The 24137-nt window shown below is 35.0% G+C and carries 13 protein-coding genes and 1 tRNA gene; 12 read left to right on the top strand and 2 right to left on the bottom strand.

Annotation, left to right across the window (positions count from 1 at the left end):
- Window positions 1-5 precede the first annotated feature (5 nt).
- Both SOM12_RS23075 and SOM12_RS23070 read left to right on the top strand, forming a co-directional pair.
- A complete protein-coding gene (locus tag SOM12_RS23075) occupies window positions 6-1541 on the top strand; it encodes a RagB/SusD family nutrient uptake outer membrane protein (RefSeq protein ID WP_095931261.1) in 1536 nt (511 codons plus the stop codon).
- Window positions 1542-1946: 405 nt separating this feature from the next.
- Window positions 1947-3764, top strand: a complete 1818-nt coding sequence (locus SOM12_RS23070) for an alkaline phosphatase (RefSeq protein WP_320495687.1) — start codon at window positions 1947-1949, stop codon at window positions 3762-3764.
- A gap of 179 nt (window positions 3765-3943) precedes the next feature.
- Here SOM12_RS23070 and SOM12_RS23065 read toward each other — a convergent pair whose 3' ends face one another.
- Complete coding sequence (locus SOM12_RS23065) at window positions 3944-5548, bottom strand: class I SAM-dependent methyltransferase (protein WP_320495685.1); 1605 nt, start codon at window positions 5546-5548, stop codon at window positions 3944-3946.
- 339 nt (window positions 5549-5887) lie between these two features.
- Here SOM12_RS23065 and SOM12_RS23060 point away from each other — a divergent pair, with 339 nt between their 5' ends.
- The 9 genes from SOM12_RS23060 (at window position 5888) to SOM12_RS23020 (ending at window position 23371) form a co-directional block, all read left to right on the top strand.
- The gene (locus SOM12_RS23060; RefSeq protein WP_320495683.1) at window positions 5888-7573 is read left to right on the top strand and encodes a phospholipase D-like domain-containing protein; all 1686 of its coding nucleotides are present in this window, start codon (window positions 5888-5890) and stop codon (window positions 7571-7573) included.
- 415 nt (window positions 7574-7988) lie between these two features.
- The gene (locus SOM12_RS23055) at window positions 7989-8999 is read left to right on the top strand and encodes a LacI family DNA-binding transcriptional regulator (protein WP_320495681.1); all 1011 of its coding nucleotides are present in this window, start codon (window positions 7989-7991) and stop codon (window positions 8997-8999) included.
- Between the two features lie 177 nt (window positions 9000-9176).
- Window positions 9177-12269: a SusC/RagA family TonB-linked outer membrane protein gene (locus tag SOM12_RS23050; RefSeq protein ID WP_320495679.1), complete on the top strand. Its 3093-nt coding sequence runs from the start codon at window positions 9177-9179 to the stop codon at window positions 12267-12269.
- 11 nt (window positions 12270-12280) lie between these two features.
- Window positions 12281-13795, top strand: a complete 1515-nt coding sequence (locus tag SOM12_RS23045) for a SusD/RagB family nutrient-binding outer membrane lipoprotein (protein WP_320495677.1) — start codon at window positions 12281-12283, stop codon at window positions 13793-13795.
- 436 nt (window positions 13796-14231) lie between these two features.
- Window positions 14232-16220 (top strand): beta-mannosidase, encoded by a 1989-nt coding sequence (locus tag SOM12_RS23040; RefSeq protein ID WP_320495676.1) that lies wholly within the window; start codon window positions 14232-14234, stop codon window positions 16218-16220.
- Window positions 16221-16344: 124 nt separating this feature from the next.
- A complete protein-coding gene (locus SOM12_RS23035; protein ID WP_320495675.1) occupies window positions 16345-18606 on the top strand; it encodes a GH92 family glycosyl hydrolase in 2262 nt (753 codons plus the stop codon).
- A gap of 93 nt (window positions 18607-18699) precedes the next feature.
- Window positions 18700-20979 carry a GH92 family glycosyl hydrolase gene (locus SOM12_RS23030; RefSeq protein ID WP_095931252.1) on the top strand — a complete coding sequence of 760 codons (2280 nt, stop codon included), beginning with the start codon at window positions 18700-18702 and terminating at the stop codon, window positions 20977-20979.
- Between the two features lie 6 nt (window positions 20980-20985).
- Window positions 20986-22449: a glycoside hydrolase family 125 protein gene (locus SOM12_RS23025; protein WP_095931251.1), complete on the top strand. Its 1464-nt coding sequence runs from the start codon at window positions 20986-20988 to the stop codon at window positions 22447-22449.
- A gap of 22 nt (window positions 22450-22471) precedes the next feature.
- A complete protein-coding gene (locus SOM12_RS23020) occupies window positions 22472-23371 on the top strand; it encodes an ROK family protein (protein WP_320495673.1) in 900 nt (299 codons plus the stop codon).
- Between the two features lie 185 nt (window positions 23372-23556).
- On the opposite strand, the gene SOM12_RS23015 is transcribed toward SOM12_RS23020, so the two are convergent.
- Window positions 23557-23644 (bottom strand) — tRNA-Ser (locus tag SOM12_RS23015).
- A gap of 282 nt (window positions 23645-23926) precedes the next feature.
- Between SOM12_RS23015 and SOM12_RS23010 the strand changes: the two genes are divergently transcribed.
- Window positions 23927-24127, top strand: coding sequence for a YqaE/Pmp3 family membrane protein (locus tag SOM12_RS23010; RefSeq protein WP_320495671.1), 201 nt, complete (start codon window positions 23927-23929; stop codon window positions 24125-24127).
- The last annotated feature ends 10 nt before the right edge of the window (window positions 24128-24137 follow it).

Below are 24137 nucleotides of genomic sequence, written 5' to 3'. Positions count from 1 at the left end.
TTAAAATGAAAAAAATAAGTCTTTTATTATTGAGTTTCGTGCTTTTGGTAAGCACTTCGGCTTGCGAAAGCGAACTTGATGTTGTGCCACAAGGAGCTCCGTCAAGCGGAAATTTCTGGAAAACGCCAGCAGATGCAAAAGCGGGAGTAAATGCAATTTATGCTTTATATTCTGATGATAATATGTATGGTCGTGGTTTCTTTTGGTTAAATAATGCCAGCGATGATATTGGAACAAAACCAAGACAGAATGCAGAAAGAATCAAAAATTTTATTGTAGACGGATCAGAATCGGATACTAAGGATATTTGGAGAATTCACTACGAAATTATGAAACGTTGCAACGATGTGATTCGCAATATTCCAAAGATTGCATTGGATGAAAGTACAAAAAACGGAATGTTGGGAGAAGCTTATTTTAACCATGCAGTAATGCATTTAGAATTAGCGTACCACTATGGAGACGATCGTGCTGGAATTCCGATTCAAGATAGAGAAGATCCAACAAATGTTTTTGTGCCTCGTGCTAAAAATGTAGCCGAAAATTACGCTTATATTGAAGCAGATTTAATCAAAGCGGCAGATTTGTTGCCTTATTTTGATCAGCTTACACCAGACAATTACGGACGCGCGCACAAAACTGCAGCTTGGGCTTATTTGGTTCGTACGTATTTGTATGCAAAAGATTGGGACAACGCCATCAAATATGCAAATATGATCGTGGCTAGCGGAAAGCACAAATTATTAGACAATTTTGAAGATGTATTTAAAATCAGTAACAACTGGTCTTCAGAATATATTTGGTCGGTAACTTCAAGTGCAGAAAATACTTCTTTGGGTTCTATTTTTCCTGGAGTTTGTTTAGAAGATAAAGGTTGGGGAGTTTACAATGGATGGGGAAATTTTTATCCAACAAAAGAATTATTCGATACTTACGTAGCTAATGATAAAAGACGAAGCGCTACGATTTTACAAAAAGGAGACAAATTTGTTTATTTCGGAGAAACAGTAACTTTTAACGAAGGAAATCACGTAGTAAGTTCAAGTAACAGAACGGGTTATCAGTTTAAAAAATATATGGAGCCGTTCAGTTATCCAAAAACATCATCGGGCGGAGTAGATATTCGTTATGTCAATGCAAACGGGGACAAGCCTTCAACTGCTTTAAATGTGCCTCTTTTACGTTATGCTGATGTGATTTTGATGTTAGCGGAAGCGAAACTAATGAAAGGACAAAATGCAGACACAGAAATCAATATGATTCGCCACCGTGCAGGTCTTACAGATATTGCTGGTGCAACAATGGTAGATTTAAAAAGAGAAAGAAGATGCGAGTTGGCAGGAGAATGGACAGATCGCCATTTCGATTTAGTGCGTTGGGGAGATGCAAAAGAAACATACGCAAAACCATTGCACCATTATGATGGAAGCGTAATTTATCCTGCTCGTAATTTTAACCCAGCGATTCATCACGTTTGGCCAATTCCGCCAGATGAAATCGCGGTAAGTAAAGGAGCTTTGACTCAAAACCAAGGCTGGTAATAAGTTAATTTCATTGTGTTTTTTAGTTTTTTATACTGCAGTCTTAGTCAGGAGACTGCAGTTGTAAAAAAATACAGAGTAAAGTCTGTCATTCCGAGGAATGACAAGTCGTACGCATTCACACAATCTTGTCATTTCGACGAAGGAGAAATCCTCACAAGAAGCTCCGCAATCTAAAACCCCAATCTTTGCCGAGTTACTTACAAAGATTTGCTTCGCCTGTTCGCTATCGCTCGAGTCTCCTTCGTCGAAATGACAAGATTACTTTTTACTATGTGCATTTAAACAAGTGAAACGCCTTTACACATAAAGAAAAGCTATGTTTCTATGTGTTAAAAAATAAACAGCATAAACCCATTTCTAATAAAGTTACCTACAGCTTTAAAAGAATATAAATCATTTTCGATGAAAAAAATAATCACCCTTTTTTGCCTTCAATTTTGCTTATTCGCGCAAGCGCAAGAATACAGTTCTTCCAACATTCATTCGCATAACGATTACGAAAGTAAGTTACCATTTTATGGAGCTTATTCTAACGAAACGGGAGTTATAGAAGCCGATGTTTTTTTAGTGAATAACGAATTATTTGTGGCGCATACTTCTAAAGAAATCGCTTCTCACAATACACTTAAAAGCATGTATTTGGAACCGCTTTCTAACAAATTAAAAACGTTGGAAGGAAAAGCGTATCCGAGCAATAAGCCATTGATTTTAATGATTGATATTAAGTCAGATGCCGATTCGACTCTAAAAGCAATTACACAGCAGCTAAAGACTTTTCCAGATATCATTTCAAATAAAAATATAAAAGTGGTTATTTCTGGAAACAGACCTTTGCCATCGCTTTGGGCAACGTATCCAGATTTTATTTATTTTGATGGAAGATTGAATGAAAATTATACTCCAGATCAATTGGCGAGAGTTGAAATGATTAGCGAAGATTTGCATGAAATCACAGTTTGGAACGGAAAAGGTGTTTTGACGCAGCCAGATGCAGAAAAAATTCAGGCAATTATTAAAAAAGTCCACGATCAAAAGAAAAAAGTAAGATTCTGGGCTACACAAGATAACGTGAACACGTACATGACTTTGATGAATTTAAAAGTGGATTTCATCGGAACGGATAAAGTAGCCGAACTGACTCAATTTATTAATAGTATCAAAACGACATTTTATCAGAATACAGAATTTCATCAAGCTTATGCTCCTAAAAATGTTTTCAAGAATAAACGTCCAAAAAATGTTATTCTTTTAATTGGAGACGGAATGGGATTAGCGCAAATCTATTCTGGTTATACAGCAAACAAAGGGCAATTGAGTTTGTTTAATATTCCAACTCAAGGATTTTCGATCACAAAAGCTTCAGATAGTTATATCACAGATTCTGCGGCAGGAGCAACGGCAATGGCAACGGGACATAAAACCAATAACCGTTTTATAAGTGTAGATGAACAGGCGAAACCGCTTCAGACCATTGCAGAACAGTTGGCAAAGAAAAACTATAAAATAGGAATTATTTCTGCTGGAAATATTACAGATGCAACTCCGGCTGCGTTTTATGCGCATCAGCCAGAAAGAAGTTTAAGCGAGCCAATTGCAAACGATTTTCTTTCGAATCCGTCAGATATTTTAATTGGAGGAGGACAGAAAGAATTTATTTCTAGAAAAGATGGCAAAGATTTGTCTAAAACTTTAATCGAAAAAGGATACACTTTCTCAGATAAATTCTCGAGTTTAGATACGATTAAAAACAGCAAATTTGTTGTTTTAGAAGACGCAGCGGTGGTTTCTATTAAAAATGGGAGAGGAGATTTTCTAACGAAATCTTTAGCGAAAGCGACCAACACTTTTTCAAAAACAAAGAATCCGTTTTTTATTATGGCCGAAGGCGCTCAAATTGATTATGGCGGACACCAGAATAATGTGGAATATGTTGTGAGAGAAATGCTTGATTTTGACAAATTGGTTGGTCAAGCAATGGAATTTGTAGATAAAAATCCAGAAACACTTTTAATCGTAACCGCAGATCACGAAACTGGAGGATTATCATTAATTGATGGAAGCATTGAAAAAGGTTACGTTCACGGAAGTTTCAGCACGAACGATCATACTGCAATTCCAGTTCCTGTTTTTGCTTACGGTCCAGGTTCTGAAAAATTCATGGGAGTTTATCAGAATACAGCAATTTACGACAAGATTATGGAATTGATTGGAAAGAAATAATTTTTTAAATAAATTCAAATTAAAGGAGCTTCTAAAAGGGAGCTCCTTTTTGGTTTTATCTAAAACTATAAATATTTCGCTCTTCCAGAGCTTGAAAATGTTTCTGTAAAAATCCCAGCGGGGTAAAAAATATCGTTTACCTACTTTTCACATTTCACATTCTGCATTTCACATTTTATTTATTTTCCTTTCAACAAATTAATGCTAACCGTTGCCGTATCGGCATCAGGAAATCTCTTAAAAATAGATTGATCTGGAAACAATCCGGCTTCTGCGGCAATGGCATTAAAAACATCAATTTCAACAATATATTGATCCGAAAAACCATGAGTTGCATCATAAGCTGTTGCTGGAGTTCGACCTAAATTACTGGCGGTAAGTTTCGGGTTTATAGTATGAAGTTCAATTAGCAGCAGACCAAATTTACGTACATAAGGAGACCATTTTTGTAAATGTTCCAAGAGATTATCTTCAACCAGATTATTGCTAATTCTTTTTCCTCTGTAAGCAAATGCGCCTGTTGAGGTACTGACTCTATTTTTGTTACTATGCTTCGGATCTTGCCAAATTCTATTATGATCGAGAAAAGTCCTCACATTTAAAAGATCTTTCAAATCAATATTATAGTTTTCTTTCAGATCATCTGCCAGTAAATCAGGACGTCCGATATCGCCCCAAATTACTTTGGCCCAAATGTCTGCATTGATAAGATTGGCTCTGGTGACTTTCAGCGCCGTCTGATTGTAATCGGCACCGACTAAAAATAACGGATATTCATCGAGCATTTTTCCACGTAAAGTTTGCCTGTCGATTACTTCAAAAATATGCTGTAGAAAAGCGCCATTTCCGCATCCCATATCTAGAATTCCTTTAGGCTGTTCTTCGATCGGAAGATTAAAAAGTTTAATAAGAATTTCATCAACCACTTTAAAATAAGTATCGTGCGCGCCTCCGCTTCCCCAAACATTCATTTCGCGATCAACATGAATTTCGTTTTTGCCTTCTGCAGTTCTTAAAGCATCTGGATTGCCAAAAATTAATTCTTCAATTTTGGCAAATGTTGGAAGATAAGAAACCGTAACACCATAAGCGCTGGCTCTTTTAGCAAAAAATAAACCGGCTTCGGTAAATTGATAATTTCCTTTTTTCTCCAGAAACCAGCCCAAATGCACAAAAAAGTCTAATATCTTTTTAAAATTTTCGGGTGATTTATGAAACTCTTCGGGGCTAAAAGAAGTTTCCATAAAATACTTGTGAAACATTCCGTTCATCGCCAATCGAACAATAGTTGGCCCGATGAGGTAACCTTCAATATGTTTTAAAATCTGTTCTTGAATACTCTTAGTTATAGGGTCGCTGGAAGACTCAATTCCGTATCTTTTTTTATATTTTTCAAAAATAGTATTGAGCTTTTCAAACGGTGTATCTTCAAACAAACGGGGATGAAAATGTATAGATAACTGAAGTAACTCGACAACATCTTCGTAGAGATGAAACAGCGAAAAAGCAGTTTCAGTTTTCTCATTTACAGCAATTGTGATTACCTGCGTTTTATTATCAATTTCATATTCTACAAATCCTTGAGAAGCCAAAACTCTCAAAGCAACATTCAGATATCCTTCGTTGGCATTAAAGGTAGTAGTAAGTTCAGCTATCGAGGTCTGTTTTTTATCTAATATAAATTCTAATACAGACTTATTTTTAAGTGCGACCGCTACAGGAGCAGTAACCAAGCCGTCAAGATGCCTGAAGATGGAACTTAAGAGTTGTGATTTATCGGTCATAATGCAAAAATGAAGTTAGTTAAAAATAGTGATTTTTTTCTTACGTAGGATATCTTGTTTTTATTGAATTTCAGGTTTGTTTTTTGTTTTTTGAAAAGAATAACATACCATATATTAAATTTATGTTACCAAAATAAAATGCGTAAAACTACTTATTATCAAGGAATTAATGTTTTGTAATTTCGTTATGCTGTTTTGTTACAGTATATTTTTACTTCACGCCTAAAAAAAGCTGTTTTTACATCTTTCTTTATTCTACATGCCTCATTTGTGGATCTATTTATTTTATGTTAAAGGATTGATTTTTAAAATTAATGATAACCAATAAAAAATAAAAAAATGCGTAAAAGAGTAAAACAAAAAAATGGGCTGGAAATAACGGCGGTGATAGGAACTTCGGCAGTTCTTCTTTCTTTTGAAATGGAAAAAAGCCTTACCGATGGACTTCTCGGATTTGCAATTGAAAGAGAAGATCATACCGAAAATGAAAAGTATTATCTTAAGGGTTTTAAGTATTTTGAAGAAACCGCTGGAAACACATTTGAAGGGCAACTGCACAGTACTTTTGAGCATCCGGTGCAGTCATTTTTATGGGAAGATTTCAGCGTTAAATGTGACCATGATTATTCCTATAATGTAAGCCCTGTATATGGCAAGCCAAAATATTTGAAATATGGGAATACTTGCACTATAAGGTTTAAGACACCTACAGAAGATGCAGGAGAACATTCAGTTTATTTTAATAGAGGTGTGGCAGGTAGTCTGGCTTATGCTAGAAAGTTCAAGAATAAAAGACCTGGATCTGAAGACATGACTGAAGAAGAAACTGCTGAAGCGTTAAAGTGGCTGTCGAGAGGGCTGGAAGAAGCTTTATTAAAATTTATTGATAAAGCGCAAGATAGTTCTTATCAGCTTCGTGCTGCCTTTTATGAATTTGAGTACCTTCCAGTGCTTGAAAAATTTAAAATAGCATGCGAAGAAAAGGGGGTCGATGTAAAGATAATTTATGATTCTAGAGGCGAAGAAGAAGCAAACAATAAAGCCATAAATGAAGCTGGTTTACCTCGTAATGTTGTGATTGCGCGTAGTGCAGAAGCTTCAAAACGTTTTATTGCACATAATAAATTTATAATCTTGCTCAAAGATGAACAGCCAGTAGAAGTTTGGACTGGCTCTACAAATATAACTCCTAAGGGAATTTTTGGACAATGCAATGTAGGGCATGTAATACGTAACGAAGACATAGCCAAACAATATTTTAAATATTGGACAGAGCTTGCACAGGATCCATTGAACGATGTGCTTGATAAAAAAACAATCACTATTCAGCCAGATCTAGCATATGATCAAATTCCTAAAAAGTCAACAAAAGTCTTCTTCAGCCCACGAGAAAAGAAAACAATCCTACAAACCTATGCTGATTATATGGCAGGATCCAAGCAGTTGGTTTGTGGCATGTTTCCTTTTTCTTTTAGCTTGAAAATGAAAGGAGTGATTGTTGAAAAAACAGATAATTTGAAATACATTATTATAGATAAAAAAGATAAAAATACCAGTCTAGTAACAACGGACTATGATAATGTAATTGTATACGGAACATATCTTAAAGATGGACTTTATGATTGGTTAGAGGAAACCCATGCAGGTTTTCTTTTAAATTCGAAACCTACAAATATCGGAACTAACTTTATCCACAATAAAGTACTTTTAATCGATCCGTTGAGTGAGGATCCTATTGTAGTAACGGGATCTGCCAATTTTAGTGACAATTCTATTGCTAACAATGATGAAAATACACTGATTATAAGAGGAAATAAGGATGTTGCTGATTTATATTTTACAGAATTTTATAGAATATTTAATCATTATTATGCTAGATACACCGCTGTTAAAATGTCGGAAAACCCTAGTGCTGAAAATCCAATTCATTTAAAAACAGAGTCGGCCAAATGGGTGCCATCTTTTTATAATCCTAATGGACTTAAATATAAAAGAAAAAAAATGTTTATCGATATGAAAGTTTGAGAGAATTGTTTTGTTTAAAAAAAGATAAAGCCTTTAAATATTTGTATTTAAAGGCTTTTATTTTATATGAAATTTTGAATTTAGGCTGCTACTTTTTCTCTCACAATAATTTTTTTATTCTGAAAAAAATGGACCAAATTTTATTGTTTTTGAACTTTTTTTTTGAAGAACGGCAATGAAAAATGATTAATAAATACCTCAAAACTGAATAAAATCTTTATAAAAATTACAAAATCTACATTAAAAGTCAAAATGACAATAACTGATCAAAATCCTTTATTTGCTGAATATTTCGTTTTATTTTGTTGATAAAAAAGAGATTTATTGAAAAAAAATTTTACTAAAACGTTTTTGTAAGTTTTGCTTACATATATTTGTGATGTACTAAAATATTCAACAATAAATTTTTTACTAGATGAAAAAGATTACAATTAGAGATATTGCTAAACAGGCAGAAGTTTCTATTTCTACTGTGTCTTTTGTTATCAATGGAAAAGGCGAAAAAATGGCTATTAGTCCGTCGGTGATTAAAAAAGTTCAGGATGTAGCACAAAAACTGCAGTATAAACCAAGTATGATTGCTAGCAGTCTGCGAACAGGAAAAACAAGATCAATCGGACTCATTGTAGAAGATATATCCAATCAGTTTTTTGCTGATTTGGCAAGAGTGATCGAAGACGAAGCAAAAAATATTAATTATAGGGTTTTTTATTGCAGCACAGGAGACGATAACAATCGTTCGGAAGAATTGGTGCAGAGTCTTTTACAGGCAAATGTTGAAGGTTTTATTATTACACCGACTCGAAATCTGGAAAAAACAATCAGCCAACTTTTAAAATTGCAAAAGCCGGTGGTGCTAATCGACAGATATTTTGCCAATCAAAAAGTAAGTCATGTGGTAATGGACAATCATGAGGGAGCTTACTCGGCTACTAAATTTTTGATTGATAAAGGAAGAAAAAATATTGCTGTTGTAAACAACGAGTCTGGAATGATTCAGATGAAATTGCGAGAAAAAGGATATGTAGAAGCGTTAAAAGAAGAAGGAATTTATAACGAAAATTATACGCTTCATTTAGATTATCATGCAAGTGAACAAAGCAGAGTAGAAGCCATTATAAATTTCTTTGAAAAAAATAAGGATATAGATGCCGTTCTTTTTTTAGCAAATTACCTCGGACTTGCAGGATTACAAGCTTTTAGATATTTAAAATATAAAATTCCAGAAGATATTTCGGTGATCAGTTTTGATGATCACTACAGTTTCAAACTGCATACGCCCACCATATCTGTAATTGCTCAGCCCATAGAAGATATAGCGGTCAAGTCCATACAATTGCTAATGAGTCAGATGACCAACTTTGAAGACTATAAAATTGAAAAAATTCTCAAAAAAGGCTCTTTAATAATAAGAGAATCAGTTTAAAATTTTTTTGACCATTTCACTAAAACGATTTAGTAAAAACCAAAAACAGCAAGACTTGCAAAGGCTTCTTGTTGCTATAATTGAAAGTAGAGTACCAATTTTTATTAATTATTTAAAACAAACACGTAACAACAAAACACAAACGAAATCAAAACCAATAACCAAACAAAAAAGCTTATGAGACGAATATTAGCAGTGTTAGGAGTGATATTGCTTAGCAGTTTAAGTGCTGTCGCGCAAAATCGATTAATAACCGGCATAGTTACAGATGCAGAAAACAAGGGAGTTGTTGCTGCATCAATCGAAGTTCAAGGAAAACCATTTAGCGCTGTTACAGATGCTGAAGGACGATTTAAAATGAATGTTCCAGAAGGTAAAATTACCCTTAATATTTCTTCTATAGGGTTTCAGTCAAAACAAGTTGTATTACAAGAAAAAGAAACGAGAGTTGCTGTTACACTTGCCGAAAATACTCAGGAATTAAAGGATGTTGTTGTAACTTCATTTGGAGTTAAAAAACAGAAGAAAAGTTTAGGTTACGCTGTAGGAGAACTAAAAGGCGATGATCTGACAAAAAATAAAGAAATCAATTTAGGAAATGCTTTGCAAGGTAAAATTGCCGGTGTAAACGTTTCTGCTCCAGTTACAGGGCCATCAGGTTCAAGCCGAGTGGTTATTCGTGGTGCAACTTCTGCATCAGGATTGAACCAGCCGTTGTATGTCGTAGACGGAATCCCGATTGACAATACGCAGCAAGGAAATGCAGGAATGTGGGGTGGAGCTGATAAAGGAGATGGTATGTCTTCTTTCAATCCAGATGATATTGCTTCGCTTTCTGTGCTTAAAGGTAGTGCCGCTTCTGCTCTTTACGGGTATAGAGGATCAAATGGTGTTATCTTAATTACAACTAAAAAAGGTAAAAACGGAACAGGAATAGGAGTAGATTTTAGTACCAATTCTTCTTTTAATACACCTGCAAGTCTTTTAAAATGGCAAGATCAATATGGTGCTGGTGCTCCAAATGCGAGTGGTGTACCCACTAGATTTAACAATTTACAAGAACTTAGAGATTCGTACTATTTTGCATGGGGAGATAAATATGACGGAACACCTTCATTATCACTTGATGGTAAAACAAGACCTTATCAAGCTTATGGAAAAGATAATGTGGAGAATTTCTACAGAACTGGATATTCTTTCAGTAATACTTTAGCGATCTCTGGCGGAAATGAATCAACAAACTTTAGATTATCTTTTGGAAATACTAAAGACGAATCTATTTTGCCAGAAACTACTTTTGGTAGAAACAACGTAGCTTTGAGTTTAAATTCGGCTCCAAATAAAAGAATCAGTATAGAAAGTAACGCTCAGTATATTTCTGAGAAAAGCCATAACCGTCCTTATTTAAATGATTCGCCGAGAAATCCATCTTTCCCAACGACTTTTATGACTCCGGGAACAGATATTAGATGGTTAAGCAATCCTTATGATGCGAATGGCGGAGAAGAAGATTTTTTAGGAGCAAACGTATACCATACAAATCCTTATTTTGCTACCAAATCTCCTTTAAATGACGATCTTAGAAAGCGTTTTATTGGGTCTGCAAAAGTAAATTATAACATTACAGATAAAATTTATGCTAAAGCTGTTATTGGTATTGATGATATTAATTATGAATATACTGAAGTTGAGCCTACTGGAATAAATTATAGCCCAGGTGGATCTATCGAAAACAGAATTGAAACCCGTTCTGAAGTAAATGCTTCTGGTTTTTTAGGCTACAAAGGAGATATTGCTAAAGACCTTTCTTTGGATGCTTTTATTGGGGCAAACCGTCAGCATAACAGATATAGCGGTATTAAAATGAAAGGAAATAACTTTATTGTTCCGTTCAAATATTTCTATGCAAATACGCAACCAGATAAAACTGAAAAATTATTCTCTGAAAGTGAAGTAAACTCTCTTTTCTATTCAGCAGATCTTGGATACAAAGACTACTTGTTTCTTAGTTTAACAGGTCGTGAAGATTGGTTCTCTACTTTAGATCCGTCAAATAACAGTACTTTTTACCCTTCTGTAAGTTCAAGTTTTATTTACTCAGAAGTTATCGGTCTTCCTGAATGGATTTCTTATGGTAAAATTAGAGCAGGTTGGGGTAACGTTGGAGGTGCATTGCCAGAAGCTTACGCTTTAGCATTGACTTATACAGCACCAGACGGACAGACAGATTCTTTAGGACAGCCAATTTTGGGGGTAAATGGAGAAACAATTCCTAACAGAACTTTAAAACCATACAATGTAAGTACAATTGAGTTTGGTTTTGAGAACACATTTTTCAACAACAGGGTAAGTACAGATTTGACTTTCTACAGCAAGAAAACAACAAATGATATTACCGATGCCGATGTTTCTCAAGCTTCAGGATATAGAACAACAAAAATCAATGTTGGAGAAATCCTAAACAAAGGGGTGGAGTTTGCTATTAATGTAAAAGCAGTTAAGACAGAAAATTTCTCTTGGAACGTAGGTTATAATTTTGCTTACAATGATAGTGAAGTTTTAAATCTTTCAGATAAAATCACAACAAAAACATTAGAAGGAAACAGAGACGGAAGAGCTAATGTAGTTTTAGAAAAAGGACAGCCTTTTGGAGTTATTAAAGCATACGATTATTTAAGAGATGCAAATGGCAACATTGTATTAGATACAAACGGAAAATTCTTAAGAGGAAATTTAATCATTGCAGGACAAGGTGTTGCGCCAACATCTATGGGACTTTCAAATGATTTCTCTTATAAAAATTTCACTCTTTCTGTTTTTGTTGATGCTAAATTTGGAGGAGAAATCTATTCGGCTACAAATCAGTTAGGAACACGTTATGGATTATCTGAAATTACGCTTCCTGGTCGTGAAGGTGGTGTAGCAGTAAGCGGAGCAGATGTTAACGGAAATCCTGTAAACACGACAGTTTCGGCATACGATTACTGGAGAAGCTACAGTGATGTGACATCAAACTTTGTTTATGATGCTGATTTTGTTAAGCTTAGAGCAATTTCATTTGCTTATAATTTCCCAAAAGAATATTTAAAAAGAACACCATTTCAGTCTGTTAGTTTAGCATTTTCTGCTCATAATTTATGGACTATTTATGACAAAGTTCCAAACATCGATCCGGAGTCAAATTACTCAAACAGTAATGCGCAAGGTATGGAAAGAGCTTCTATGCCTTTGACAAGAAACTATGGTTTTGCACTTAATGTCAAATTCTAATTCTAAAAAAGATGAAAAATAGATATATCAAAATATTTTGTGTCGCAATTGTTGGTGCTTTGACATTGGCTTCATGCGATAAAGGATTCGAAGAAATGAATAAGAATCCGAACGCCTTAACAGATCCAGCTGTAAAATCAATGTTTACACTTGCAGAGATTTATGTAGACGGACAGGATTTTTCTAATACAAGAGGAAATAACTTGTACGCAGCACAAATTGTACAGCAATTTTCTTCACTTGGAGGACCAGGTTCCAAATACACCTACTCTTCGGAGTATTCGGCTGCCCTTTTTGGTGAAACTTACGGAAAAGGTTTAAATCAGATTTTCCAATTATTATCTGTAGTCGAGGATGCGCCAGAGAATACAAATATGATTCAGGCTTGTAGAATCATGAAAGTTTTCTTGTTTCAAAAACTAACAGACACTTACGGTGAAGTTCCTTATTTTGAAGCAGGAAAAGGATATAACGGAAACGTTTTTTCTCCTAAATATGATACGCAAGAAGCTATTTACAACGATCTTTTAAAAGAATTAGACGAGGCTGGAACGGCGCTAGATGCTGGAAAACCTTTTGTTGGAAATGCCGATTTGTATTATCAAAGTGATGTTGCAAGATGGAAGAAATTGGCAAATTCTTTAATGTTAAGAGTAGCAATGCGTTTGTCTAAAGTAAATCCTGCGAAAGCAAAAGAATTTGTAGAAAAAGCGTATGCTAAAGGTGTATTTACTTCAAATGATGATAGTTTGGTTTTAAAGCATGATGCCGGTCCTGCAGGGGTTAAGACGAATCCAATTACCTCTTCTTGGGTTAGAAATGATTTAAATGGAGGAGAATCTAACATCAAATTCAGTAAAACTTTCATCGATTTATTGAAAAACACAAACGATCCTCGTTTAAGAATTTATGCAAAACTAGAAGCTACAGGAGATAATAGCCCAGCAAGTCAGCAAGGTTTGGCAAATGATGCAAAAGAATTTCCAGGAGGAGATAAAAAGCTTTTCTCAGATCCAAATACTTCAACAGTATTGCGTTTAGATGCTCCAACATTAATTATGTCTTATGCTGAGGTTCAGTTTTTATTGGCAGAAGCGGCAGTAAAAGGATGGAACGTTGGCGGATCTGCTCAAACGTATTATGAAAATGGAGTAAGAGGTGCTATGAATATTTTAGCAATTTTTGGAGATAAAGTGCCTCTGGTTTCACCAGCAGAATACAACACTTATATTACTACATATCCATTTAAAGCTGGAGGAACAGAAGCAGAAAAAATCGAGCAGATTATTACTCAAAAATGGATTGTTTTATTATTCAACGGTTTTGAAGCATTCTCAGAATACAGAAGAACAGGTTATCCAGTTTTAGTTCCTGTGAATGATCCAACGGGAGACACAAAAGGAACAATCCCGAGAAGATTAATTTATGATCAGTCCGAACTTATTACAAACGAGGCTAATTATAAAGAAGCAATTCAACGTCAAGGTTTAGATTTAATGACCACAAGAATCTGGTGGGATAAATAATTTTTAAAGTGGTTGGTTAGTTAAGATAAGTCGGGTAATGAGCATACCCGGCTTATTTTTAAAATCATATAATAAATTGATCTAAAAATCAAGCAATTTGAGAAGTTGCTTTACAGATTCAAATACCTTTTTTTTCGCAGCAAACTAAGAGAGATTCTGCTGAAAAAGATGGATTTACTTTCTGTATTTTAAAGATTTCAAAAAGCGATATTTAAGAATTTGTTTCATTATTTGAATTTAAAACGATTCCTATCAAAATCAAAATAAAGCATAAGGCAGTGGTAAAGAAGATATTTCTAGTTGTATTTTAGAGTTACTAACAAAGAATAGATTCTAAAGAGAAGGAATAAACTTGGTCATTTCTTTCCTTCTCTAAACTGCCAAATTAGTTACCTTTTTACTAATTTTAGAAGGTATTAATATAGTATTCCATAAAATGAATTATCAAAAAAAACTTCACTGTTTCGTTTGCCTATTTTGGGTAGGTTTTACATCAATTGCCTTTGCACAGCAGATTGATTTAAAAAACAATTGGACCTACCGTGAAGAGAAAACGCAAAAATGGTACCCAGCGACTGTTCCTGGAGAAATTCATACCGATTTGCTAAACAGCAAATTAATACCAGATCCATTTTATAGAGATAACGAAAAAAAACTGCAATGGATTGAACGCAAAAACTGGGAATATAAAACGGCTTTTCAGGTTACAGCCAATATGCTGAAAAAGAAAAACACAGAATTAGTTTTTGACGGATTAGATACTTACGCATCTGTTTATGTAAATAATCATCTGGTTTTAAAAGCCGATAATATGTTTCGTCAATGGAGAGTTGACGTTAAAAAAGTCTTGAAATCAGGAAATAACGATTTGAGAATCGTATTTCAATCGGCACAAAATGTCGTTGATTCCTTGGCTAAAAAAGATTATCCATTTGTAATTCCAGACAATCCACGTGCTTATGTACGCAAAGCACAATACCATTTTGGCTGGGATTGGGGGCCAAAATTCACAACCTGCGGAATATGGAAAACGCCAAGATTTGAAGCTTACGACGAAAATGAATCTGAGAAACCGTATGTTTTAAATCGAAAAATTGAGTTGATACAAGACAAAGACAGTCTCGGACGCTCTTTCTATTTTAAAATTGACGGAAAACCAGTTTACATGAAAGGAGCCAATTACATTCCATCAGATGCTTTTCTCTCAAGGGTAACCAAAAAAGGATACGAAAAAATAATTCTATCTGCCAAAGAAGCCAATATGAATATGCTTCGCGTTTGGGGTGGTGGGATTTACGAAGATGATTATTTCTATGATTTATGCGATAAATACGGAATAAATGTCTGGCAGGATTTTATGTTTGCAGGCACAATGGTTCCTGGAGATGACGCTTTTTTTGATAATGTAAAAAAAGAAGTTCAGTATCAGGTAAAGAGACTGCGCCATCATCCAAGCATTGTTTTATGGTGTGGCAATAATGAATCTGACGAAGCCTTTAAAAATTGGGGTTGGATGAAAAGTTTTAAAATTTCAAAACAAGATTCAATCCGTTTGTGGAAAGATTATACACGTTTATTTCATGACAGTATTCCAAAATGGGTAAAAGAAGTTGATGGTAAACGTCCGTATTTAAGCTCTTCGCCATTATATCATTGGTCAAAAGCTAAAAGCGTAACAGAAGGAGACAGCCATTATTGGGGAATTTGGTGGGGATTGGAAGATATTGAAGCCATTAAAAGCAAGACAGGAAGATTTGTGAGCGAATACGGAATGCTGTCTTTGCCAAATTATAATTCAATTGAAAGTTTTACTTCTCCAGAAGACCGACACTTATATTCAGATATATTAAAAGTACATTTAAAGGCAGGCAAAGGTTTTGAAAAATTAGACTCCTATCTCGGTAAATATTTCATTGATGCATCTAAAATAAAAAAGATGAATTTGGAAGATTATGCCTATTTGAGTCAGTGTATGCATTATTATTCAATCAAAAATATTGTTGGTATTCATCGTTCGAAAGCGCCTTACAATATGGGAACTCTAGTCTGGCAATTGAACGATTGTTGGCCTGTGGCAAGCTGGAGTATTACTGATTATAATAACCGACAGCCAAAAGCGGCTTGGTATGCTATAAAAGAAGCCTATAGAGATGACATAAAACCAGAAACCGATTTTATGCATCCAAAAGATCTGGCATTAGAAGACCCAAAAATAAGCTGGGAAATAAAAGGAAATAACGTAACGATAAAAGCTCAGAAAATGGCAAAATATGTTTGCATCTCGATGAAAGGGTATAATGGAAAATGGAGCGATAATTATTTTGATCTAAAGGCAGGAGAAGAAAAAGCAATTTCGTTTGAAGGGAAAATAGCGAAGCCAGAGATTAAGATTTATTCTTTGTATGAGGTTCTTAAAAGGTACTAAGATGCTAAGGTTCTAAGGTGCTGAGGTTTTTCGTAGAGACGCACCGCAGTGCGTCTAACACACAGAAATTAAAAAATATTTGCGTCAATCATTTTAAACAATGCGCAATCAAAAATAAAAATATATGAGAATACTATTTAGCGGTTTCTTGGCTTTAGGCTTGCTTTTTGCCAATCCAACAATTTCACAGCAAAAAAAGGCAAAACAAACAGATGTTAATTATACGCAATATGTAGATCCGCTTATTGGTTCGGCAGGGCATGGTCACGTATTTGTGGGGGCAAATGTTCCTTTTGGAGCGGTGCAATTAGGACCTGTAAATATTTTTGAAGGTTGGGATTGGTGCAGCGGTTACAATTATGCCAGCAATACCATTTTAGGTTTCACGCACACGCACTTAAGTGGAACGGGAATTGGAGATTTAAATGATATTCTTGTACTTCCAGTCAGTGGAAAAGTCGGTTTGAGCAAAGGAACAAAAGAAGATATGGTGAACGTTTATGGCTCGTATTTCTCTCATAAAAACGAAGTGGTAAAACCAGGATATTACAGCGTTTTATTAGACAAATACAAAATCAAAGCCGAATTAACAGCCAGCGAAAGAGTTGGTTTTCATAAATATACTTTTGAGAACACAGACGACTCACACATTTTAATTGATCTTGCTGACGGAATCGGCTGGGACAGACCGATAAAAACGTTCATTAAAAAAGTAAGCGAAACCAAAATAGAAGGTTACCGTTATTCTGCAGGATGGGCGGCAGATCAGCGCATTTATTTTGCAATGGAATTCTCTGAGCCAATCACAAATATGATGGTTTATGACAGTACGGCTGCGGTTAAAGGAACAGAAGGCGAAGGCTTAAAAATAAAAGCGGTTTTAGATTTTAAAACTTTAAAAAACAAACAAATTCTGGTAAAAGTTGGGATTTCTCCAGTTAGTACAGAAAATGCATCTACCAATATAAAAGCAGAAATTCCGAATTGGGATTTTGAAGCGATTGTAAAATTAGCAGATTCAAAATGGAACGCATCACTAAATAAAGTTCAGATAAAAGCAGACGAAAAAACAATGAAAGTTTTCTATACTTCATTGTATCACACCATGTTTGCGCCTTCTATTTTTAATGATGTTAACGGAGATTATCTGGGAACAGACAAAAAAGTTTACGAAAAAGCCAATTTTACCAATTACACTACTTTTTCACTTTGGGATACTTACCGCGGACTGCATCCATTATACACTATTACGCAGCCAGAAAAAATCAATGATATTGTAAAATCGTTTTTAGCGATTTATCAGCAGCAGGGCAGATTACCGGTTTGGCATTTAATGGGTAACGAAACCAATACCATGAATGGAAATCATTCTATAGCCGTTATCGTTGATGCTTATTTAAAAGGATATCGTGATTATGATGTCAATTTAGCATACGAAGCCATTAAAAAAACGGCCATGCAAACGCGAGACGGAATGGATTATGTTCAGAAACTAGAATATATTCCTGCTGATAAATTATTAGAATCTGTTGGAAATGCTTTAGAATATGCAATTGATGATTACTGTATTGCTTTGATGGCGAAATCGTTAAACAAAACAAACGATTATAATTATTTCACTAAAAGAGCCAATTTATACAAATTGTATTTTGATAAAGAAACCACTTTTATGCGTGGTAAACTAACAAATGGAAATTGGAGAACACCATTTAATCCGCTTTCGTCAGCACATCGTAAAGACGATTATGTTGAGGGAAATGCGTGGCAATATACTTGGCTAGTTCCTCAAGATCCGTACGGTTTAATTGATTTATTTGGAAGCGAAGATAAATTTATTACAAAATTAGATTCACTTTTCCTGCTAACTGATAAAGTAGAAGGTGAGGATGTTTCACCAGATATTAGCGGTTTAATAGGACAGTACGCTCATGGAAATGAGCCAAATCATCATATTCCGTATTTGTATGCTTATGTAGGGCAACCTTGGAAAACAGCAAAATTAATTCGAGAAATCGATGATAAATTCTACTCAACAAAACCAGACGGGTTATGCGGTAATGAAGATTTAGGGCAAATGTCGGCTTGGTACATTTTGTCTTCTATGGGATTCTATTCAGTAAATCCTGCAAATGGAATTTATGTTCTGGGAAGTCCGTTGGTGAATACAGCTGTTATTCATCATAAAAAAGACATTTCATTTACGATAAATGCGGTTAATAACAGCGCTTCAAATATCTATATTCAAAAAGCAGAATATAATGGAAAACCTTATACAAAATCATATATCACGCAAGAAATGATTGTAAAAGGAGGAGAGCTGAAATTATATATGGGAAGCAAACCGTCAATGACATTTGGAGTTAAGAAAGAAGATAGACCGTTGTAGTTAAAAGGTAAAATGTGAGATGTAAAATGCAAAAAGTAATTGGACATATCACATTTCACATTTCACACTTCACATTTGACAAATCACAAGAATATGAAAATAAAAAGTTTAATTTTTTTTGGATTAATACACTGCTGCATTTCTATAAATGCGCAAGTTAAAGAGCCAGTAGAATATGTAAATCCGTTAATGGGAACGCAGTCTTTGCATAATCTTTCTAACGGGAATACGTATCCCGCAATCTGCAGACCATGGGGAATGAATTTCTGGACGCCACAAACCGGAAAAATGGGCGACGGATGGGCATACACTTATACTGCAGAAAAAATCAGAGGGTTTAAGCAGACGCATCAGCCGTCACCTTGGATGAACGATTACGGTCAGTTTTCGATTATGCCAGTTACTGGTAAATTGGCTTTCGCCGAAGACGAGCGCGCGAGCTGGTTCAGCCATAAAGCGGAGGTTTCAAAACCATATTATTACAGTGTTTATTTGGCTGATCATGATGTGACAACCGAAATTACGACAACAGAAAGAGCTGCGCATTTTCAGATTACATTTCCAGAAAACGAAAAATCTTCTATTGTAATCGATGCTTTTGATAAAGGTTCTTATATCAAAATAATCCCTTTAGAAAATAAAATAATCGGCTATACAACGCGAAACAGCGGGGGAGTGCCTCAAAATTTCAAGAACTATTTTGTTCTCGTATTTGATAAAAAGTTCTTAACCAATTCAACTTGGATTGATAAAGTTTTGACTGCTGATAAATTAGAAGCAGAAGGAAATCATGTAGGCGCAGTTATCGGGTTTCAAACCAAAAAAGGAGAAAAAGTAAATGTTAGAGTGGCATCCTCTTTTATAAGTCCAGAACAAGCAGAGCTGAATCTGAAAAACGAATTAGGCACAGCAACTTTTGAAGAAACAGTTACGCAATCTAAAGCAGAATGGAATAAAGTTCTAGGAAAAATTGCTGTGGAAGACAACAATATAGATCAGTTAAGGACTTTTTATTCTTGTTTGTACCGTACAGTCTGTTTTCCTCAAAAACAATATGAAATTGATAAAGACGGAAAAATTGTGCACTATAGTCCGTACAACGGAAAAGTCCTTTCAGGTTACATGTACGCAGGAACTGGATTTTGGGATACTTTCCGTGCTTTATACCCTTTGTTAAATCTGGTTTATCCTTCTATAAATAAAGAAATGCAGGAAGGATTGATCAATGATTATAAAGAAGGCGGATTTCTGCCAGAATGGTCAAGCCCAGGATTTAGAAACGTAATGGTCGGAAATAATTCTGCTTCTGTAGTTTCTGATGCTTATATGAAAGGATTACGCGGTTATGACATCAATACTTTGTACGAAGCTTTATTGCATGGAGCCAATAATGAAGGGCCTCTGGAAGCTGTTGGTAGAAAAGGAGTTCAGTACTACAATACTTTAGGATATGTTCCGTATGATGTGAAAATCAATGAAAATGCAGCCAGAACGCTTGAATATGCTTACGATGATTTTACAATCTGGAAACTGGCAAAAGCATTAAATCGCCCGAAAAAAGAAATCAGTCTGTATGAAAAACGAATGCTGAATTACAAAAAACTCTACAATCCAGAAATAGGATTAATGAGCGGACGAAATAAAGACGGCAGTTTTCCAGCCAATTTTAATCCGTTTAAATGGGGAGATGCTTTTACCGAAGGAAACAGCTGGCATTATAGCTGGAGTGTTTTTCACGACATTCAGGGTTTGATTGATTTGATGGGCGGAGAGAAAAATTTCACAGCAAAATTAGACGCTGTATTTACCACACCTCCAATTTTTGATGACAGTTATTATGGTGCTGTTATTCATGAAATCCGCGAAATGCAGATTATGAATATGGGGCAATACGCGCACGGAAACCAGCCAATTCAGCACATGATTTATCTGTACAATTATGCCGGTGAACCTTGGAAAACACAATATTGGTCAAGAGAAATCATGGATCGTTTGTACAAACCAACTCCAGACGGTTATTGTGGAGATGAAGACAACGGACAAACTTCTGCTTGGTATATTTTCTCAGCCATGGGATTCTATCCGGTTTGCCCAGGAACAGAAGAATATGTTTTGGGAGCGCCTCTGTTTAAGAAAGCCACTTTGCAGTTAGAAAACGGAAAACAGCTTATTATCAATGCGCCTAATAATTCAGAAACCAACAAATATGTAAACGAATTAAAATGGAATAATGCTCTTCATACTAAAAATTACATCAATCATTTTGATGTATTGAAAGGAGGCGAATTAAATTTTGATATGACAAGTTCTCCTAATTTTAAAAGAGGCACAACAAAGGAATCATTCCCATATTCTTATTCAACTTCAAAATAAAAATATATGCAGTCACGTAGAAAATTTATAAGAAATGCAGGCATTTTTTCAGCAGGATTACTGGCACTTCAAACAGAAGCTTTCGGATTTAATTCAGATACTTTTCCCTTTCCGCTAAAAGATTTTGTTTCTAAAAGACCTCCTGTTGCGGAAAGAAAATTTACGAGTAAAGCAATTGAAGCCGCTATCGTACGTATTAAAAAACAAATCGGCAATCCTGAATTGGCATGGATATTCGAAAACTGTTTCCCTAACACATTAGATACTACAGTCGATTTTGAAATTATTGACGGCAAACCAGATACGTATGTAATTACAGGAGATATTGATGCCATGTGGCTTAGAGACAGTACGGCGCAGATTTGGCCTTATATTCCGTTTGTAAAAGAAGATCCGAAACTAGCAGAACTGGTAAAAGGTGTAATTAATCGTCAAGCGAAATGTATTCTGCTGGATCCGTATGCGAATGCTTTTTATAAAGATTTTACGAAGGAAAGCGAATGGAAAAATGACCTTACTAAAATGCAGCCCGGAATTCACGAAAGAAAATGGGAAATTGACAGTTTGTGTTATCCGGTTCGATTAGCACACGGATATTGGAAGGAAACAGGAGACATCAGTTTATTTGATGCCAAATGGAAAGAAGCCATGCTTTTAATTCTTCAGACTTTTAAAGAACAGCAGCGAATGGATGGCAAAGGCGGACCGTATAGTTTTCAGCGTCAGACGGCTTGGGCTACAGATGGAGTTCCGTTAGGCGGTTATGGCTATCCTGTAAAACCTTGCGGATTGATTGTTTCGACTTTCAGACCAAGCGACGATTCTACTTTATTCGGTTATCTGATTCCGAGTAATATGTTTGCTATTGAAATATTGGGCTATCTGATTGAAATTTTCTCTCTTCCAGCTTTAAAAGACAATGATTTGGTTGCGAAAGCCACAAAACTGAGAGATGAGGTTCAAAAAGGACTTAATGAACACGGAATTATCAATCACCCGAAATTCGGAAAAATTATAGCTTTTGAAGTAAACGGATACGGCAGTTTCCACATGATGGATGATGCTAATGTGCCGTCTTTATTATCATTGCCGTATTTAGGCGCTATCGCTCCAAATGATCCTTTATATCTAAATACACGAAAAGTGGTGCTGTCTGAGAATAATCCGTTTTTCTATAAAGGAAAAGCGGGCGAAGGTATTGGCGGTCCGCACACGGGAGTTGATACGATCTGGCCTATGAGTATTGTTTTGAGAGCCATTACAAGTGTAGACGAAAAAGAAATAAAAGCCTGTATAAGTAATTTGATTAAAACAAACGCTGATACAGGATTTATGCACGAATCATTTCATAAAGACGATGTAACCAAATTTACCCGTAAATGGTTTGCTTGGGCGAATACATTATTTGGCGAAATGATTGTACATACCAGTATTCATTATCCTCAAATTTTAAAAGACAAAAATATCTAGTACTAAAGCTAAATAATTAAAAATGAATACATCACATGCCATTGGGCTAGATATAGGAGGAACGCATATTACAGCTGCGGTAATCAACAAAACAGAAATGAAAGTGCTTGACTTTTCACTTTGTAAAGAATCTTTCGATTCAAATATGCCAGCAGATCAGGTTATGAATATCTGGAAAAAAGTAATCAGCACGTCAATTGAAAATTCTAAAGTAAACGATATTACAGGAATTGCAATTTGCATGCCTGGACCTTTTGATTATAAAAACGGAATTTGCTGGATTAAAGATCAGTCGAAATACGAACATTTTTACGGATTAAACATTCGAGAATTGCTTTTGGAAACTCTAGATTTTCCTGCAGATTTTCCAGTTCTTTTTGAAAATGACGCTGTTTGTTTTGGAAAAGGAGAAGTTTTTAAACAGCAGGAAAATCTTTCTAAAAAAGTAATGGCCGTAACATTAGGAACAGGATTGGGAGCTTGTTTCATTGATAAAGGAACATCAATCAGTTCAGGAAGTTCTGTTCCCGCTGATGGCGAAATATACAATCTGTCTTATAAAGATGGAATTGCAGAAGATTATGTTTCAGTTAGAGGTCTTTTATCACATTACAAATCTTTAAGCGGTAGCGATCTTAATAATGGTTTAGAACTTTATAATTTAGCGAAAAATGGAGATCAGAAGGCTATTCAGGTTTTTGAAAGAATGGGAGAGGATTTAGCAACAGTTGCAATTCCGTGGATTACCAACTTTACAGCAGATCATATTATTATTGGCGGAAAAATTGCCAATGCAAGCGATTTGTTTTTGTCTTCATTTAACAAAACAATTCAGGAATCTGGTTCTGAAATTCAAGTTTCCATTTCAAATGACAACGAAGTGGCAGCATTATTAGGAGCCGTCAGTTTCCTTTGTGATTAAAAACAAAAAACGGATGAGTATTGGACTCATCCGTTTTTTGTTTTACTATTGTTTTAAAACTTCTCTTGCGGAAGTTTTAAAACAAGTTATGTCTGATAAATATTTTTTTAAATTAAAAACAATAAAAAAGCCTTTAAATTAGTATTTAAAGGCTTTTACTTTTAGTTTCTTTATGAAACTTTATCTGGCGGAGAAAGAGGGATTCGAACCCCCGGACCTGTTACAGTCAACAGTTTTCAAGACTGCCGCATTCGACCGCTCTGCCATTTCTCCAGTATGTTGCTCTCATTTTCTGATTGCGAGTGCAAAGATAAGGTGTTTTTTGAATTGTGAAAATTTTTTTGAAACTATTTACAAAGAAAATGATCGACGCATAAAAAAGAAAATCCCTGAGAAAGCTAAAGATTTAAGAGTGAGGCAGAAACAGAAAGAATGAAATTAAGACGTCTTAGTTTGCTTTGTGAAATATTTCAATTTAAGATAATTTTTAATCTGTGATGAGGTTTTAAGTAACAAATCAGAAGATTTGCGACATATAACTTAAACCAGATAAAAATGATGACACTTATAGCAATATTTTTTCCATGTATCTCCTTTCTTTTAAGAGGTAAAATTTTAACGTCTTTACTTTGTTTAATTTTACAGCTTACTTTAATCGGCTGGTTGCCTGCTGCCATATGGGCTGTCATATCACTTCAGAATTCAAGAGCCGACAGACGTAATGAAAAACTAATAAGAGCCATGCGAAAAAGATGATTTTTTTCAT

The organism is Flavobacterium sp. CFBP9031 (assembly GCF_034044945.1).
Classification (GTDB): domain Bacteria; phylum Bacteroidota; class Bacteroidia; order Flavobacteriales; family Flavobacteriaceae; genus Flavobacterium.
The sequence above is the reverse complement of the archived record's forward strand: the minus strand, read 5'-3'. Positions and strand labels throughout refer to the sequence as shown.